This window comes from Mesorhizobium sp. B3-2-1, assembly GCF_006439515.1.
Lineage (GTDB): Bacteria > Pseudomonadota > Alphaproteobacteria > Rhizobiales > Rhizobiaceae > Mesorhizobium.
The window spans coordinates 228,492-243,889 of sequence record NZ_VFTI01000005.1 but is presented as its reverse complement, the minus strand read 5'-3'; the positions used below and the strand labels follow the sequence as shown (position 1 = coordinate 243,889).

The 15,398-nt window shown below is 65.4% G+C and carries 17 protein-coding genes; 10 read left to right on the top strand and 7 right to left on the bottom strand.

Going from position 1 to position 15,398, the window contains the following annotated elements; genetic code table 11:
- Positions 1 to 345: 345 nt before the first annotated feature.
- The 3 genes from FJW08_RS07820 to FJW08_RS07805 all read left to right on the top strand — a co-directional run bounded on the left by FJW08_RS07820 (position 346) and on the right by FJW08_RS07805 (position 4,140).
- The gene (locus tag FJW08_RS07820) at positions 346 to 1,293 is read left to right on the top strand and encodes a substrate-binding domain-containing protein (protein WP_140763545.1); all 948 of its coding nucleotides are present in this window, start codon (positions 346 to 348) and stop codon (positions 1,291 to 1,293) included.
- A gap of 232 nt (positions 1,294 to 1,525) precedes the next feature.
- Positions 1,526 to 3,127: a sugar ABC transporter ATP-binding protein gene (locus FJW08_RS07810; RefSeq protein ID WP_140810023.1), complete on the top strand. Its 1,602-nt coding sequence runs from the start codon at positions 1,526 to 1,528 to the stop codon at positions 3,125 to 3,127.
- Complete coding sequence (locus tag FJW08_RS07805; RefSeq protein WP_140759855.1) at positions 3,124 to 4,140, top strand: ABC transporter permease; 1,017 nt, start codon at positions 3,124 to 3,126, stop codon at positions 4,138 to 4,140. Before FJW08_RS07810 ends, FJW08_RS07805 begins: the two co-directional genes overlap by 4 nt.
- Positions 4,141 to 4,250: 110 nt before the next feature.
- Here the strand turns inward: FJW08_RS07805 and FJW08_RS07800 are convergent, their stop codons facing one another.
- Positions 4,251 to 4,607: a hypothetical protein gene (locus FJW08_RS07800; RefSeq protein WP_140810022.1), complete on the bottom strand. Its 357-nt coding sequence runs from the start codon at positions 4,605 to 4,607 to the stop codon at positions 4,251 to 4,253.
- Positions 4,608 to 4,788: 181 nt separating this feature from the next.
- Here FJW08_RS07800 and FJW08_RS07795 point away from each other — a divergent pair, with 181 nt between their 5' ends.
- A complete protein-coding gene (locus FJW08_RS07795) occupies positions 4,789 to 5,091 on the top strand; it encodes a hypothetical protein (protein WP_140810021.1) in 303 nt (100 codons plus the stop codon).
- 215 nt (positions 5,092 to 5,306) lie between these two features.
- Here the strand turns inward: FJW08_RS07795 and FJW08_RS07790 are convergent, their stop codons facing one another.
- Positions 5,307 to 6,002, bottom strand: coding sequence for a helix-turn-helix transcriptional regulator (locus FJW08_RS07790; RefSeq protein ID WP_181182860.1), 696 nt, complete (start codon positions 6,000 to 6,002; stop codon positions 5,307 to 5,309).
- A gap of 583 nt (positions 6,003 to 6,585) precedes the next feature.
- Here FJW08_RS07790 and FJW08_RS07780 point away from each other — a divergent pair.
- Entirely contained in the window at positions 6,586 to 7,218 is a 633-nt protein-coding gene (locus FJW08_RS07780) for a GcrA family cell cycle regulator (protein WP_140810018.1), read from the top strand.
- 246 nt (positions 7,219 to 7,464) lie between these two features.
- Here FJW08_RS07780 and FJW08_RS07775 read toward each other — a convergent pair whose 3' ends face one another.
- Both FJW08_RS07775 and FJW08_RS07770 read right to left on the bottom strand, forming a co-directional pair.
- Complete coding sequence (locus FJW08_RS07775; RefSeq protein ID WP_224596297.1) at positions 7,465 to 7,782, bottom strand: DUF982 domain-containing protein; 318 nt, start codon at positions 7,780 to 7,782, stop codon at positions 7,465 to 7,467.
- 84 nt (positions 7,783 to 7,866) lie between these two features.
- Positions 7,867 to 8,148 (bottom strand): DUF982 domain-containing protein, encoded by a 282-nt coding sequence (locus tag FJW08_RS07770; protein ID WP_140759840.1) that lies wholly within the window; start codon positions 8,146 to 8,148, stop codon positions 7,867 to 7,869.
- An 80-nt stretch (positions 8,149 to 8,228) separates the two neighbouring features.
- Between FJW08_RS07770 and FJW08_RS07765 the strand changes: the two genes are divergently transcribed.
- The 3 genes from FJW08_RS07765 to FJW08_RS07755 are packed head-to-tail and all read left to right on the top strand — an operon-like array spanning position 8,229 to position 9,772.
- Positions 8,229 to 8,891 carry a DUF1376 domain-containing protein gene (locus tag FJW08_RS07765; RefSeq protein ID WP_140810017.1) on the top strand — a complete coding sequence of 221 codons (663 nt, stop codon included), beginning with the start codon at positions 8,229 to 8,231 and terminating at the stop codon, positions 8,889 to 8,891.
- Complete coding sequence (locus tag FJW08_RS07760; RefSeq protein ID WP_140810016.1) at positions 8,812 to 9,273, top strand: hypothetical protein; 462 nt, start codon at positions 8,812 to 8,814, stop codon at positions 9,271 to 9,273. The genes FJW08_RS07765 and FJW08_RS07760 overlap by 80 nt, the downstream gene beginning before the upstream one ends.
- Entirely contained in the window at positions 9,179 to 9,772 is a 594-nt protein-coding gene (locus tag FJW08_RS07755) for a DUF6456 domain-containing protein (RefSeq protein ID WP_140810015.1), read from the top strand. The genes FJW08_RS07760 and FJW08_RS07755 overlap by 95 nt, the downstream gene beginning before the upstream one ends.
- A gap of 100 nt (positions 9,773 to 9,872) precedes the next feature.
- Here FJW08_RS07755 and FJW08_RS07750 read toward each other — a convergent pair whose 3' ends face one another.
- Entirely contained in the window at positions 9,873 to 10,196 is a 324-nt protein-coding gene (locus FJW08_RS07750; RefSeq protein ID WP_140810014.1) for a hypothetical protein, read from the bottom strand.
- Between the two features lie 221 nt (positions 10,197 to 10,417).
- Between FJW08_RS07750 and FJW08_RS07745 the strand changes: the two genes are divergently transcribed.
- A complete protein-coding gene (locus FJW08_RS07745; RefSeq protein ID WP_140810013.1) occupies positions 10,418 to 11,272 on the top strand; it encodes an NmrA family NAD(P)-binding protein in 855 nt (284 codons plus the stop codon).
- A 50-nt stretch (positions 11,273 to 11,322) separates the two neighbouring features.
- Here the strand turns inward: FJW08_RS07745 and FJW08_RS07740 are convergent, their stop codons facing one another.
- A complete protein-coding gene (locus FJW08_RS07740) occupies positions 11,323 to 13,344 on the bottom strand; it encodes an acyltransferase family protein (protein ID WP_140810012.1) in 2,022 nt (673 codons plus the stop codon).
- A 543-nt stretch (positions 13,345 to 13,887) separates the two neighbouring features.
- Complete coding sequence (locus FJW08_RS07735) at positions 13,888 to 14,475, bottom strand: TetR/AcrR family transcriptional regulator (RefSeq protein WP_140810011.1); 588 nt, start codon at positions 14,473 to 14,475, stop codon at positions 13,888 to 13,890.
- A gap of 104 nt (positions 14,476 to 14,579) precedes the next feature.
- Between FJW08_RS07735 and FJW08_RS07730 the strand changes: the two genes are divergently transcribed.
- Positions 14,580 to 15,395 (top strand): oxidoreductase, encoded by an 816-nt coding sequence (locus tag FJW08_RS07730; RefSeq protein WP_140810072.1) that lies wholly within the window; start codon positions 14,580 to 14,582, stop codon positions 15,393 to 15,395.
- Positions 15,396 to 15,398: the final 3 nt, after the last annotated feature.

Here is a 15,398-nt window from a genome sequence, read left to right as displayed (position 1 = left end):
GCCTTCGCCAGAAACCCCGATCGCGTATAGTCATGGGCTTCGGCAAAGGCATCGATCCGCTGGAAGGAAGCCATGGCCCTCGAAGGAGCGGCGCACCAAGAATCCAAAATTCGGACAATTCCGACAAGTCGCCGTCCGGCTCTGTTATATCGATGTTGCACAAACGGTTGACCCTGGGTTAGCATCCTCTTGTTGACGCCGATCGGAGGAATTTAGGCGGCGGTCAGCTGGAGCTGCATGCGTTCTTGGCGCAAGGAGGATGCTCCAACACTTTAACCGGCGCATGATCCTTCCTGAAACCGGTCCCGGTTTTAAGGGACGTGCGCTTCAGTGGAGGAGGAACCCATGAACAGACGTGAATTCCTGATGACGTCCGTGGCCGCGGGCGCCATGATGTTGGCCGCACGCTCGGCTTTCGCCGAGGACAAGCTCACCATTCTCGGCTCGGTGCCCAGTCTCGGCTTTCCGTTCTTCGTGCATATGCTGAACGAGATCAAGGCCGAAGCGCAGGCGCAAGGCGTCAACCTGACCGAGAGCGACGGCCAGAACTCGGCCACCAAGCAGACCGCCGACATCGAGGCGGCGCTGGTGCAGAAGGTCAATGCGATCGTCATCTCGCCGCTCGACGTCAACGCGCTGGCGCCGGCCATCGAGGAAGCGGTCAAGGCCGGCGTTCCCGTGGTGACGATCGACCGCCGCGTCGACGGCGTCCAGGGCATTCTGGCCCATGTCGGCGCCGACAATGTGAAGGGCGGCGAAGCGGAAGCCCAGGCCGTGGTGGCGGCATTCCCCAATGGCGCCAAGCTGTTCCACCTGCAGGGCCAGCCGGGCGCGGGTCCCGCCATCGACCGCAACAAGGGCGTGCACAATGTGCTCGATCCGCTGAAGGACAAGTACCAGATCATCTATGAGCAGACCGCCAACTTCGCCCGCGCCGAGGCGCTGACGGTGACGGAAGCCGGCCTTGCCGCCAACGGCAAGCCGGACGCCATCATCTGCGCCAATGACGACATGGCGCTGGGCGCGCTCGAGGCGTGCGCCGCGCGCAACTTCAGCGACGTCAAGATCTACGGCTTCGATGCGCTGCCGGAAGCGCTGGTCGCCGTGCGCGACGGCAAGCTCGCCGGCACGGTCGAACAGTTCCCCGGCAAGCAGTCGCGCACCGCCGTGCAGATCGCGGTCGCCTACGCCAAGAACAAGACCGAGCCGAAGGAGAAGCTGGTGCTGCTGACGCCCATCGTCATCGGCAAGGACAATCTCGACAAGGCTGAGAGGCTGAACGAGACGAAGTAGGCCGACTGGAAAGGCCGGCGGGACAGCACCCCCCTCTGTCCTGCCGGACATCTCCCCCTCGAGGGGGGAGATCGGATGTCTCTTCCGCCTTCGCCAATCTCCAGCATTGCAGGAAAGGGCGCTGGCGTTCAGGCTGCCAATCTCCCTCCTTGAGGGGGAGATGTCCGGCAGGACAGAGGGGGGCGCTCAGGCGCAACTTGACTCATGCAGGGATGGCAACAAGGAGAAGTCTTTGCCTTTAGCTGAAGCCGCATCCCCCGTCCTGCTTGCCGTCGAGGGCGTCACCAAGCATTTCGCCGGCGTCACCGCGCTGAGCGATGTCTCGCTCGACGTCCGCCCCGGCGAAATTCTCGGCCTGCTTGGCGAAAACGGCGCCGGCAAATCGACGCTTCTGAAAATCCTGTCCGGCGTCATGCCGCCTTCCGGCGGCCGTATCACCTTCGATGGCGCCGAATACCAGCCGGCGAGCCCGCAGGATGCAAAGCGGCTGGGCATCGTCACCATCTACCAGGAGCTCAGCCTGATCCCGACGTTGACGGTGGCGGAGAATATTTTCATCGGCCGCGCACCGGTCGGCCCGCTCGGGCTGGTGAGCTGGCGCAAGATGGAACAGGATTCCCGCGCCATCATTGCCCGCGTCGGTCTCTCCATCGACCCGATGACGTCGGTATCGGCACTGTCGGTGGCCGAGCAGCAGCTGGTCGAGATCGCCCGTGCGCTGTCGTTGAAAAGCCGGCTGATCATCATGGACGAGCCGACCTCGGCGCTGACCGAGACAGAGGTGCAGCGGCTGCTGTCGATCATGGACCGGCTGCGCAAGGACCATGTTGCCATCATGTTCGTCACCCATCGGCTGGAAGAGGCATCCGCCATCTGCGACCGCATGACGGTGCTGCGCGACGGCAGGCTGGCGGGGCATCTCGACCGTCAGGGCGGACCGATCAAGCTGCCCGCCATCATCGAAAAGATGGTCGGGCGCGCCGCCTCCGAACTTTACGCACGGCCGGCTCAACGCGCGGTGGCCGGCGATGTCGTGCTTTCCGTGCGCGGCTTGCGCACCGTGCGCGACCCCGAGGCGCCGCATGCCATCGTGCTGGACGGTGTCGACATAGATCTCAAGGCCGGCGAGATCCTCGGTGTCGCCGGCCTCGTCGGCTCCGGCCGCACCGAGCTGGCGCGCGCCATTTTCGGCGCCGACCGCATCGCGGCGGGAACGATCACGCTCGATGGCAAACCAATCGCGCCCGCGTCGCCGGCCGACGCCATCGCACTCGGCATCGGCCTGGTGCCGGAGGACCGCAAGCAACAGGCGATTTTTGCCGCGCTCGGTATCCTGCCGAATTTCTCCGTCGCCTCGCTCGGGCGCTTCAGCAACGGCTTCGGTTTCATGGCCGAGCGGCGCGAGCGCGACGCGCTGTCGGGGTTCAGGAAGATGCTGTCGATCCGCATGGCGTCGGCCGAACAGGCGATCGAGGGCCTGTCGGGCGGCAACCAGCAGAAGGTGATCCTGGCGCGCTGGCTGGCGCGCGACCCGAAAGTGCTGATCGTCGACGAGCCGACCCGCGGCGTCGATGTCGGCGCCAAGGCGGAAGTGCACCAGATCCTGGTGCAACTGGCGGCGCGCGGCATCGCGGTGATGATGATTTCGTCCGAGCTGCCCGAGGTGCTGGCGGTGTCGGACCGCATCGTCACCATGCGCAAGGGGCGCATCACCGGGCAGATGCCGGGCGTCGAGGCAAACGAGGAAAAGCTGATGGAATTGATGGCGCTCGACAGGCAGGATACGCCGGGACAGGACGCGCCGGGACAGGACGCGGAAGGGCAGGCACGATGAGCATCGCCGAGGAACAGAACCAGCGCGGCGGCGTGACGATCGCGCGGCTTTTGATGAGCTTCGGGCCGCTGCTGTTCCTGGCGGCGCTGGTCGTCGTCTTCACCGTGCTGAAGCCGAGCTTCATCGACCCGATCAACCTGTTCAACATCACGCGCCAGATCTCGATCACCGGGCTGATCGCGCTCGGCATGACCTTCGTCATCCTCACCGCCGGCATCGACCTGTCGGTCGGCTCGCTGCTCGCCTTCTGCGGCATGGTGGCGGCCGTTGTCGCCAAGGGCGGCACCGCCAATACGCTCTCGCTGTCGACCTCAGGCACGCAGGGTTTTGGCTGGTTCGCCGCGCTGCTGGCCGCCGTCGTGGTCGGTGCGCTCGCCGGCGGCGTGCAGGGGTTCGCCATCACAAGGCTGAAAGTGCCGCCCTTCGTCGTCACGCTGGGCGGGCTGACGGTATTCCGCGGGCTGACGCTGACCATCTCCAATGGCGGGCCGATCTCGGGCTTCGACGCCTCGATGCGCTGGTTCGGCACCGGGCTGATCGGCCCGGTGCCGGTGCCGGCGCTGATCTTCGCCATCGCCGCCATCCTGTGCCACATCGTGCTGCGCTACACCCGCTACGGCCGCGCCGTCTACGCCGTCGGCGGCAATGCGGAGGCCGCGCGGCTATCGGGCCTGCGCGTCGACCGTATCCTGGTCTCCGTCTATGTCATCGTCGGCTTCTTCGCCGGGCTTGCCGCCTTCGTGCTGTCGGCGCGGCTGAATTCCTCCGAAGCGGTCGCCGGCATCGGCTATGAACTGACGGTGATCTCGGCCGTCGTCATCGGCGGCACCTCGCTGTTCGGCGGCATCGGCTCGGTCGGGGGCACGGTGGTGGGCGCGGCCCTGATCGGCGTGCTGCAGAACGGGCTGCAGTTCAACAACGTCTCGTCCTACACACAAAGCATCGTCATCGGGCTGATCCTGATCCTGGCGGTGGCGTTCGACCGCTGGCTGAAATCACGGGTGAGGCGGTGAGGGGGTGGTTTTTCCTTCTCCCCTTGTGGGAGAAGGGAAAACCGGCTGCCGCGTTGCTTGCAAAAGTCCTCGCCTGAAACCCGCAAATGGCGCTATCGAGCCGCCGCAGCTCAAGCCGCTTGCCTTGCTTCATGGCCGAAGCGGCGGAAGAAACGGGCCAGGAGAAGCTGCTGCCTTGCCCTGGCGAGATCGGGCAAGCGCCGTTCCTGGCGCCAGCGCGGCATGTTGCGCCAGCCGGCGATGAAGCGGGCTGCATCCTCGACGGCTTCATGCGCCGACAGCGCTGGGCCAATCGCGGCCAGGAACAGCAGCTCCGACGATTTCAATTCGTCGATGACGGCCTTGCGCCTGAAATGATCCAGGCGGGCTTGCTCGATGCCGTTGCGGCGGATCGCCTCGAAGGCTTCGAGCAAAGCTGGACTGTCGCCGGTGTAACCGCAGGCGCGGGCGAAATCGGCGGCATCCATTCTTGCTCCCGGTTCTGGCGCGTGCAAGCCAGCGCCGACTCACGCTTGCAAGTCAAATATAAGCAGAACTCAAACTGATGTAAAAGAGAGACTTTTGGAGGAGTCTGGAAACTGCGACTCGACTCCTGCTTCAAAACACGGGAAGATACGAACAAATCAGGAACAAACGGACGGAGGAACGATGGCGTTGCCGGGCAGGGAAGCAGTGATCGCGCAGGTTGCCTCGCTGTCGGTCGAGTGCGCCGATTGCGGCCGCAACAGGTGGTGGCGGCCCGATCAGTTGAAGCGCTTCGGGGTGAACGGGAACACGCCGCTGGCCGCGCTGTCGGGTCGCATCGTCTGCTCGGCCTGCCGTGCCGAAGGGCTGCCGGGCAGCGCGGTCTCGATCCAGGCCGCGTTCATCGACGAGCGCCAGCGCGTGCGCTCGGAAGCGCGGATGCTGAGCGACCGCGAAATGCCGCTGGAAGGATCGAGGCGGGCTTGAGAGGTCTGGTTCTTCCTTCTCCCCTTGTGCCCCTTGTGGGAGAAGGTGGATCGGCGCGTTAGCGCCGAGACGGTTGAGGGGTGTTCCAGCGAAGTGAGACGTCGGCGTTCTCTGGAGCGCCCTCATCCGACCCCGCTTCGCGAGGCCACCGCCCTGGGCGAGTCACGGGCCTCGCCCGCCCTTCGTGCCCCGAAAGGGGAGAAGGAAAGGGCGCCCTAATATCCCAGCAGTTCCTTCAGCGGAATGACGCGCCAGACCTGCTTGATGGCGTAGCGGTTGAAGGTCAGCGTCTTCGGCGGATTGTACTGCTCGACCACCAACTCGCCCGCGGTGCGCCGGACCAGCTTCTTGATGAAGGCCTTGCCGTTCTTCTCGTTTTCTTCGGGAAAGCTCTCGATCACCACGTGGTCGCCCGGCACCGCGTCGCGGCCGCCGCAATAGATCATGTCGCCGGGTTCATAGCGCGGCACCATGGAATCCGAGAGCACATGCAGCGCGAACACTTTCGGCAGGTTGCGGACTCCCGGCGGACGCTGCACGTACCCCGCAGGCTCGCCGTTGAAGGTGAAGTCGCCGTCGTCACCGCCGACGGCGGCGCCCAGCACCGGAATATCCATCGCTCCGGCCGGCAGCGGGCCGGCATCAGTGACGATCTCGGCGTCCGCCACCGGGCCGGCATCGTCGAGGAAGACGACCTCGCCCTTGCCGAGCGCCACGGGGTCGACGCGCAGGAAGGCAGCGGTCTTCAACAGGTTCTCGGTCTTGGGCAGGTTGCGCCCGGTTTCCCAGTTGCCGACGGCCGCGACGTCGGTGTCGTTGTGCTCGGCTATGTGGCGCATGACCAGGCCGCGCTGCTTGCGGGCCTGGCGGATCGCGGCCCCGACCCTGATCGACAGTTGCGTTTTCACCATGGCCTCATGTGACCAACAAGTCCTGCTTTCGTCCATGAAAGAATGACTTGCATCAGTTTTTGAGTTATGCTTATATCACTTCATGCAAAAGCTCAATCCCCTCAGAGTCGACAGCGCCTCCAGCCCGGCCTTGCCAGGCTGCCCTTTCCCTTCCGCCCCGGCCGCCTCCTCCCCGGCCGGGGCGAAGCGCGAAGCCGATTGCCTTGGTGCATCGGCCTCGCGTCCGGCCTGCCCGTCACCGGCGGCCGGAACGGCCGGAGCCGCCGCTCCCTGCGGCTCCGGCCCCCCATTCGACCCGGCCGCGGGTTGTTCCCTGATCCGCACGCAGGACGGCACCGTCATTCTGTACGAGCCGACGACGGGCAGGGCGGTTTCCGCACCTGACGGGGACATGGCGTTGGCGCGGCTTGCGCGCCTTGCCCAGTCGGCCGACCGGCGGGGCTGAAAGCAACCCTTCCACAGGCAATCCAGCGGCCGACAGGCCGGACCAGGCCCCGGCAGCCCATGGCGGCTGCGGGCAAACCCCGACGCTTGCCTGACGGCGCCGTGCGCGGCGGCCGCTGGCCGCGCAATGGAGACGGACATGGCAAGCTACAGCGACAGCGAATTGCAGGCGATCGGCGCCTGGCTGAGGGACGGGCTTTCGGCATCGGGGATCGCGGCGGCGTTCAGCGCGCAGCGCGGCGCGCGCGTATCGCGCAACGCCATTATCGGCATCGTCCACCGCAGCGCCATGCTGGGTGCGATCGGCTTTGCCAATGGCAAGGGCCGGCCGGCGGCCCGCACGGCGATGGCCAAGGCAGCGAGCCGCGCCGCCAAGGTGGAAGCCAGCCGTTCCGGCGCCAGCCTGCAGCCGGCGGTCAAATCGGCCACACGGCCGAAGCGGGCTCCTTCGCCCGTCCGGCCACGGCTTTTCCAGCGCGAGGCGGGCGTGCTGATCGCCGATGGGCAAACCTACCGTATCGAGGTACCTGCGCCGCCACGTGGTCCCATCGGCCGGCAGCCACATGGCGTGGCCATGCGCTTCATCGACTGCCTGTTCAATCGCTGCCGAGCTCCGCTCGACCTGAGAGTGGAGGAAGACCCTCAAAATGGTGCGCCCGGCGGGCGGCCAGGCCAGGACATGCTGTGCTGCGGCATGCGCACCAGGGCGATGAAAAGCTACTGCACCTATCATCAGGCGCGGTTCCAGCGCCGTGTTTGCGAGGCCGGGTAAGTCCCTTCTCCCCGTTCAACGGGGAGAAGGTGCCGGCAGGCGGATGAGGGGCGGCGCCGACATAACGGAATTTGGAACTCGGGCAGACGTCAACCTATGGAAACGCTGGCACTGCCCTCATTGCCCTGCCGGACATTTCTCTCCGTGTAATGACGGGGAGAAAAAGCCGGCACCGACGCTTTCGCCAATCTCGGTCGATGTGGAAAATATTGGGAGAATTGCTTGAACAGCACTCGCGCCGCACCGCTATTTCGGCATCTGGCGGCCCTGTTTGGGCAGACGGCTCTGCACCGTCCGTCGCTCCAGCATCGTCGCCGGGCCGCCGCCGGCAACCAGGATGCCGGCAACGCGGGCAAAGCCGGTGAATACTTTTATCGCATCGGCTTGCGAAATCTGCGCCGCGATGGCGGCGCTGCAGGCGTTGAGCGCACTACGATAGACGTGGCCCCGTCGCTCGATCGGCCAGCGCTGCAGGAAATCGGCGGCGTCGCTGACATTCTCGATCTCCTCGACATGTCCGTCCAGGGACACTTTGAGCGGCACTCCGGTTTTCATCGTACCCATGGCATTCACCTTCGGCCCAGGCGCGGCATTCAAGCCGACGCTCATAAACGCACAAGGCCGGCAAGCGGTTGCATCGCCGCCGTTTCAGGGGCTCGCCGCCGCGTCGAGCCACTCATGCGCGCGGCTTCTTGGCTTGGCTACCAATATGCCCTGTTGCCTGGCCGCCTCGCGAAAGGCCTCGAAGGCGGGGCGTGGGCAGCAGGTGCCCTCGACCGCGAGCCGGATGAGCCGTGCTGCTTCGAGATAGGCCGGCGCGGTCTTGTCGGGCCATTGGTAACGAAGCGCCGTCGCCGCATCGGCCACCGAGCCGACCAGCATGGTCTTGTTGTCGCAGAAACGCAGGGTCACCGGCATGAAAGCCGTCATGGGCAAACCTCCCCTAGCCATGGACGCGTCATAACGTCCGGACCGGCGGCTGGTTCCATTAGCGCGGCGTGGAGCGCGGCATGAGCGAACGGCCTTTCATGCAGCTCTACGTCTCCGATTTCGTCGGCGACACGCTGCAGCTCTCGACCGAACAGATCGGCGCCTACATGCTGCTTCTGATGGCAATGTGGAATGCCGGCGGCAGCCTGCCCGACGACGACGCCAGGCTGGCGCGCGTGGCGCGCCTGCCGTTGAAACGATGGCGGGCGATCAGCGCCGAGCTGTTGGCCTTCTTCGAGCGCGAGGACGGGGAGATTGGCCACAAGAGGCTGACGAAGGAGTTGCACAAGGCGCGGCTCAAGAGCGAGGCGAGGGCGGCCGCCGGCGCGCGCGGCGGGGCCGCCACCGCCTTGAAAGCAAAGGCGCATGTCCAGGCAAATGCCGATGTTTTGATGCGGCATTCTCCAGATTCCAGAAATCAGATGGAAGAAGCTTCCGCTTTTTCAGCGCGCGGGGCGCGCGAAAGACCGGGGATTTCGATTCGGGGCCGTGAGGCGGCTTCGGGATCGCACGGCCTGGGTCGGCCCAAGAAACCGCCGGGCTGGATCAGGCCGAAAACCCACGGCGACGCCGCCAACGCCATCATCGAGGAGATCCGCGGATATGACCACGGCCGAACTGCAGCAGGCGACGAAGGCGCTGGCGGCAATGTTCTCCTGCTTTCCGCAATCCGCACTGACTGATGTCGAGATGCAGCTGCGCGGCTATCTCGGCGCCATCAGAGATGCCGAATTGGCCGACCTGCAGGCCGCCATCCAGCGCTTCGTGCGCGGCGAGGTGAGGAGCGGCAACGCGCAGTTCTGCCCTTCGAGCGCGCAGCTCTGCATCGAAGTGCGCGAGCGGCGGGTGATGCGGGAACTACTGGCGCGGCGCGGCGCCGGCTTGGGTTCCTCGCCCCCGCAAAGCGGCGGAGGGGAACCCAGGTTCAGCAAGGCCATCACTCGAACACCCAACCAAGAGGAACCACCCCATGCCCAAGAAAACCAAAGCCGCCGGGCCGCAGGCGCCGAAACTGCCGAAGGGCGAGGCCGAGCAGGTGCGCATCCGCCGCGAGGTCGGCCATGATTTCGCGCTGAGGGACGATGCGTTCGGCCGCAAGCGGCTGACATCGGGCACGGCGGAGGCGCGGCGCGTCTACGAGGTGTCGAATGACGGCCACACTTCCACCGGCGGCATCGTGCGGGTGCGCAATGTCGATCCGCTCCTGGGCATCACCTCGCTGTCGCGCCAGCAGCGCGAGGCCGGCCTGCGCTACCGCGAGCATTTCCAGTGCAGCCAGCGGGCCGATATCAAGCCGATGCTCTGGACGGAGCGCGTCGACGGCGGCCGCATTGGCGGCGGCATCGCCGACAGCGTGCTCAACGCCGGCCGCGCGCATGCCGCCGCGACACGGGCGCTCGGGCATTGGGACGTGACGGCAATCGTGCAGAAGGTCGTGTGCCTGGAACAGCCGGTGAAGACCGTGGCCGAGCAGGATGGCGAAGGACGCGACGTGGTGACGAAGCTGCTGAAGGTAGGGCTCGACCTGCTGGCCGTGCACTATGGAATGATGATGGGGCGGTAGCGTTGTGCGCCCAGCCAGCGATGCTGGGCGCTGCCGGCAAATTCGGAATCTCGAATGTTATGTTCGGTCCGGCCGGCTAATGCCAGCCGGACAAATAAGGTCAATAACCGCAGACACGCACTCTTTCGATGACCCGGTGGTGATGACGCCAGTGGTTCACTATCTCGATACGGCAACGATGGCTGTGCATGCCGAAATAGCGCGGCTCATAGCTATCGTCATACATGCTGTAACGGTAGTGGTGACGGCCATAATAGGGGCCATAGTCGGAATAGCCGCCGTAATAGTCGCGATATCTGGGAACGTAGTAATCGCCATCATAGCCATTCCCGATGCCGAGCGTGATGCTGGCGGCATTTGCGGGAGCGATCACCGCAAACGCCGAAGCGACTGCTATCACGGATGCAAGCAAAAGCTTTTTCATGACAACCTCCTCTTCAAGGTGTGTCTAATAAACGCTGCGGTAGCGACCCTGTTCCCATAAATCGGTGGATCGATGGCTGGAACCGCGCGCCGTGACGGCAAAAGCGGGCCGCTGCGATGGTGCGGTGCGTGGCCATACGTGTCAGCATGGTGACGCGAACTTTGAACCTCGGCCGCCGCCATCCATTTCCCCTGTATGCAACCAGCAAGGGAGATTGGATCATGCATATCATTCTTGGCGGCACCGGGCATGTCGGCTCGGCCGCTGCGGCAGCGTTGCTGCGGCAAGGCGAGCCGGTCACGGTCGTGACGCGCGATAAGGCAAACGCGTCGCCTCTGGCCGCGCAAGGTGCCGAGGTGGCGGTGGCGGACGTGCTCGATGTCGAGGCGCTGCGTGGCGTGTTCAGGCGCGGCACGCGGGCGTTCCTGCTCAATCCGCCGGCCGATCCTTCGACCGATACGGATGCCCGGGAGCGCAGGTCGGTGGAGGCGATCGTTGCGGCGCTGGACGGCTCGGGGCTGGAGAAGGTGGTCGCGGAATCGACCTACGGCGCGCAGGCCGGCGAGCCTGCTGGCGACCTCACCATCCTGCATGAGCTGGAAGAGAAACTGCATCGCCAGCCCATCGCGGCCAGCATCATCCGCGCCGCCTATTACATGAGCAACTGGGATGCCTCGCTGGAGACAGCCAGGCGCGAGGGCGTGGTCAACACGCTCTTCCCGGCGGATTTCGAACTGCCCATGGTGGCGCCGCGCGATCTCGGCGAAGCGGCCGCGCGATTGCTGATGGAACCGACGGACAAGAACGGCCTGCATCATGTCGAAGGGCCATCGGGCTACACGGCGAGGGACGTCGCCGCCGCCTTCGGCGAGGCGCTCGGCAAGGAGGTCAGCGTGGTCTCGGTGCCCCGAGAGCATTGGGTGGAGACGTTCGAGGACATGGGTTTTTCGCCGGAAGCCGCGCAATCCTATGCGCGCATGACGGAGCTGACGGTCGATGGCACCTATGATCGGACCAGGCCGGAACGCGGGAAGGTGACGCTGGAGCGGTATGTGGCTGATCTGGTGGCTGGATAAGGGAGCGCTTCTTCCTTCTCCCCTCGTGAGAGAAGGAAGAGGCGCCCCCTCTAAAACAGTGCCTTTTCCAGCGGTCCTTCCAGCGTTTCGGCAAACGCCGTCGCCAAGTGATGCCGGTCGCGGAAAGCGAGTTTGCCGCCGATGAAGACGTGGCATTCGGTCGAGCCGCAGAAGCGGTCGGTGAGGTCGACATAGCGCGTGTCGGGCACGCTTTTCACCACCGCGCGCTCTTGCGCGGCGGCGCCGTCATTGGCGGCCTCCGCCCTCGGCGTGTCGCACAGCGACGGCGCCTCGCGCCACCACAGCGCGCGGGCAACGCAGGCGTCCGCGAAGCTGTCGCCGATCGGCGTGTCGCGGATGACGGCGGTTTCGACGCCGGCCTTGCTGAAGGCCTGCAAGGTGGAGCGCAGGCCGGCCTGCCAGCGCGCGGTCTCGGCCTTGCGGCTTGCGGCGGACATGTCGCGCGTCAGATTGCCGATCGAGAATTCCGAGATCACCACCAGGCGCGGCTTGCGGCGGATGATGTCTGAAATCGCCTGTTCGCGCCAGGCGTCGCACTCGGTGTAGTCGCGCTTGAGCACGGCGTTGAAGGTCGACAGCCGCGAGGCGCGGCATGAGGATTTGAGGTAGGTGACCACTTTGGTGTCGTTGCGTTTTGCCGCTTCGACCAGCGGCGTCGACCAATGGTCGGCATGCGAATCGCCGAACAGCACGATGGTGTGGGCGGCGTCGGCCGGTCCGAAGGTGCAAGGTTTCGGTTTCACCGTGTGGAAGTCGAGCAGGCAGTTCTTGTCGACGGCGCGTGCAATGGAAGGCTGTTCGGCGGCCTCTTCGATGCCGCGCTGGGTAGGGTCGATGTTGCGGGTGGCCAGATGCGCGTTGGCGTAGGCCGCCGCCACGCCGGCGGCGGTCAGCACAAGGGCCGGGGCGAGGGCCAGTCCGGGAAACAGCCGAAGCGGTTTTGCGCCCGGGCCGGTGTTGAAGGCGCGCGCGGCCGCCGCCAGCCAGTCGCCGCGCCGCGCCGGGTTCTCGATCAGCCGGTAGGTCGCCGCCGACAAGGCAAGCGCCAGTACGGCGCAGCCGATGCGCTGCGCGACACCGAGGTCCGGCTCCAGCATCCCGGCATAGACGATGATGGGCCAGTGCCAGAGATAGAGCGAATAGGAGAGCGTGCCGACCCACTGCAAGGGCGCCAGCGAGAGCATGGCGGCGGGTGCCAAGGCCTGCCAACGGGTGCTGGCCGGGGCGTCGCCCTGCCTGCCGGCGCCGCTCAAGAGCACCAGCACGGTGCCGGCAACGGGCAGCAGCGCGTACCAGCCGGGGAAGGGCAGGGCTTCGCTCAAGGCGAGATAGGCGACGGCGATCAGCGCCAGCCCCAGCCATCCCTGTGCCGCCCGCAGCCAGGACTGATGCCGCCACAAGGCTGGCGCTGCGAACGTCGCCAGGCCGCCGGCGGCGAACTCCCAGGCGCGCAGCGGCGAGAAGTAGAAGGCCCAGGCCGGCGAGAGGCTGGTGAGCCAGAGGCAGGCGGCGAAGGAAGCGAGGCCGACGATCCCGATCACGGCCACCGTCATGCGCCGGCCCGGATATAGCCAGGCGGCGAAGATGAGCAGTGCCGGCCAGACGAGATAGAACTGCTCCTCCACCGACAGCGACCAGAAGTGGATGAAGGGATTGCTCAAGGCGTCGGCGGCGAAGTAGTCGAACGACCAGCGCAGCAGCCACAGATTGATGGTGTAGGCCGCCGCATACATGGCGCCGCGCGAATAGAGCGCCTGCTCCTGCGGCGCCAGGACGAGCGTGCCGGCGGCGAGCGTGGCCAGGATGACGAAGATGGCGGCCGGCAGCAGGCGGCGCGCGCGCCGGGCATAGAAGCGCCAGAGGTCGAGCCGGCCGGTCTCGGTGATCTCCCGCATCAGATGGGTCGTGATCAGCCAGCCGGAGATGACGAAGAAGATGTCGACGCCGGCAAAGCCGCCGGGCAGCGCGGTGAGGCCAAAATGGTAGGCGACGACGCCGCCGACCGCCAGCGCGCGCAAGCCCTGTATATCAGGCCGAAACGATGCCGCCACGAGGCCTCCTTGGTGTAAGCCCAGCCCCCCAAGATCCAGCCCTTGCCAATCTCGGCCGAACAGGCCGCTATCGCAATGCAATAAATCTTTCGCAGTGCAACATGGCCGGAACCAGGAGAAGCGTGCAACCGCTTCATGGAAGCGCGGCAACTATGTCGATCGATGGAATTCGCGGCGTCACGCTGAACGCCTAGAGTGGGGAACCGGATCGCAATGGCTCGCCCTTCGGGCGATATCGACGACCTCCGGAGGGCGAGACCGGCGAATATGACCGAAGGCGCAGGCTTGCGGCCGTTTGGACAACTTCGCGATTTGCGGATGGTTCCGGAGGCTCGACACGGCGGCCCCGGCGCTGCAAAAAAACGCCCCGCCAGCGAGGCATTGATTGGAGGGTCTTGTCATCGCCCGGGGAGGCGATCACGCAGCTCGCGGAGAGTTTCAGTGTTCGATGTCCGTTTCTACAGCCATGGTCGCGCCGGCCTCGGACGGCTGCCGCCCGGCGGCCTTGGCCGCTCCGGGCTAACAGCTTTGCCGTCCAATCCTCTACGGCGCCTCGTCGCCCCTGCGTGGCTGCGCCAGCGACCGGGCCGCATCCGCTCCGGCCGCCAGGATGCGATCCGACAGGTCGGTGCCCTCCACCGCGCGGGCCAGTTGAAGCGTGCCGATGAGCGTCGCGAAGATGCCGAATGCCACGGCTTCCGGATCGCCTGTATGCGGCGGGAGAGCGGCTGACACCTGGCGCACCAAAGTCATCAAGCGTTCGGTGTAGAGTTGTCGCGTTTCCGGCTGCTCCCGCGCGATTTCCGGCAACAGGGCGGCGGAAGCACAGCCCGTTCCCGGATTATCGCGGTGCTGCGTCGACAGATAGGCGTCTATGGCCGTTGCCAGGCCGCCGGAGGCTAGCGCCTGCGCGATCTGGCCTGACTGTCCCTCCAGCGCCGCCGCCACGCATTCCTGGACAAGTACCGCCTTGGAGGGAAAATGCGGATAGAAGGCGCCGTTGGTCAGCCCGGCGTCGCTCATGATGCTTGCCAGTCCCGAGGCGGCAATGCCGTCGCCGCGGAACCGTTGTGTGGCGACCTCCATGATCCGGCTGCGCGATGCGTCCTTCCGGCCCTTCTCGTATCGCATGATTTTTCCTTTCTGCTCGCTATTGTATTATGAGCATAATATGATATTACGAGTATAATCCAATCAATCGAAGAAGGCTAGCCCTGGTGGCTTTGGAGCGTCAAATGAAAGCACATTCTGGAAAGACCGCGATCGTAACCGGAGCTTCTTCCGGCATTGGTCGCGCAAGCGCCGAGGCCTTGGCGCGGGTGGGGTTCACCGTCTTCGGGACAAGCCGCCGGGCGACAGGCAATGGCCCAGCAAATGTGTCCATGCTGGCGTGCGATGTGACTGACGGGGACTCGGTCAACGCCCTCGTTTCGAACGTGCTCGCGCAGACCGGTCGGATCGACCTGCTGGTCAACAATGCCGGTATCGGCCTGTTGGGCGGCGCCGAAGAGTCCTCGATCGCACAGGTGCAGTCCCTGTTCGACGTCAATCTGTTCGGCGTCATCCGCATGACCAATGCAGTGTTGCCGTCGATGCGGCGGCGTGGCCAAGGGCGCGTCGTCAACATCGGCTCGATTCTGGGATTGGTACCCGCGCCATACTCAGCTCACTACTCGGCGGTGAAGCACGCGCTCGAAGGCTATTCGGAATCGCTTGATCACGAGGTTCGTGCCTTCAATATTCGCGTCTCGGTCATCGAGCCGGCATTCGTGCGTACCGTTTTCGACCAGAACGGAATCGAGCCGGATTCCCTGTTGAAAGAATACGATCAGGCGCGAGCCGGGTTCAAGGCGCTGCTTGCCGATGTGATGCCCAAAGCCGATCGGCCAGAAATAGTGGCGGATACGGTGGTCAAGGCGGCGACCGATGCCAGTCCGCGGCGGCGTTATACCGTCGGCAAGGCAGCGCGCCAGGTCAGCCTGTTGCGCCGCTTCGCACCCGCCGGGACGTTCGACAAGACCTTGCGCAAGCAGTTCCGTTTGCCGGTCTGAATG

Excerpts from the sequence above, each read along its gene's own strand:
- FJW08_RS07820 (WP_140763545.1), top strand. The coding sequence starts at position 346 with ATGAACAGACGTGAATTCCTGATGACGTCCGTGGCCGCGGGCGCCATG.
- FJW08_RS07805 (WP_140759855.1), top strand. The coding sequence starts at position 3,124 with ATGAGCATCGCCGAGGAACAGAACCAGCGCGGCGGCGTGACGATCGCG.
- FJW08_RS07800 (WP_140810022.1), bottom strand. The coding sequence starts at position 4,607 with ATGGATGCCGCCGATTTCGCCCGCGCCTGCGGTTACACCGGCGACAGT.
- FJW08_RS07795 (WP_140810021.1), top strand. The coding sequence starts at position 4,789 with ATGGCGTTGCCGGGCAGGGAAGCAGTGATCGCGCAGGTTGCCTCGCTG.
- FJW08_RS07790 (WP_181182860.1), bottom strand. The coding sequence starts at position 6,002 with ATGGTGAAAACGCAACTGTCGATCAGGGTCGGGGCCGCGATCCGCCAG.
- FJW08_RS07780 (WP_140810018.1), top strand. The coding sequence starts at position 6,586 with ATGGCAAGCTACAGCGACAGCGAATTGCAGGCGATCGGCGCCTGGCTG.
- FJW08_RS07775 (WP_224596297.1), bottom strand. The coding sequence starts at position 7,782 with ATGGGTACGATGAAAACCGGAGTGCCGCTCAAAGTGTCCCTGGACGGA.
- FJW08_RS07770 (WP_140759840.1), bottom strand. The coding sequence starts at position 8,148 with ATGACGGCTTTCATGCCGGTGACCCTGCGTTTCTGCGACAACAAGACC.
- FJW08_RS07765 (WP_140810017.1), top strand. The coding sequence starts at position 8,229 with ATGAGCGAACGGCCTTTCATGCAGCTCTACGTCTCCGATTTCGTCGGC.
- FJW08_RS07760 (WP_140810016.1), top strand. The coding sequence starts at position 8,812 with ATGACCACGGCCGAACTGCAGCAGGCGACGAAGGCGCTGGCGGCAATG.
- FJW08_RS07755 (WP_140810015.1), top strand. The coding sequence starts at position 9,179 with ATGCCCAAGAAAACCAAAGCCGCCGGGCCGCAGGCGCCGAAACTGCCG.
- FJW08_RS07750 (WP_140810014.1), bottom strand. The coding sequence starts at position 10,196 with ATGAAAAAGCTTTTGCTTGCATCCGTGATAGCAGTCGCTTCGGCGTTT.
- FJW08_RS07745 (WP_140810013.1), top strand. The coding sequence starts at position 10,418 with ATGCATATCATTCTTGGCGGCACCGGGCATGTCGGCTCGGCCGCTGCG.
- FJW08_RS07735 (WP_140810011.1), bottom strand. The coding sequence starts at position 14,475 with ATGCGATACGAGAAGGGCCGGAAGGACGCATCGCGCAGCCGGATCATG.
- FJW08_RS07730 (WP_140810072.1), top strand. The coding sequence starts at position 14,580 with ATGAAAGCACATTCTGGAAAGACCGCGATCGTAACCGGAGCTTCTTCC.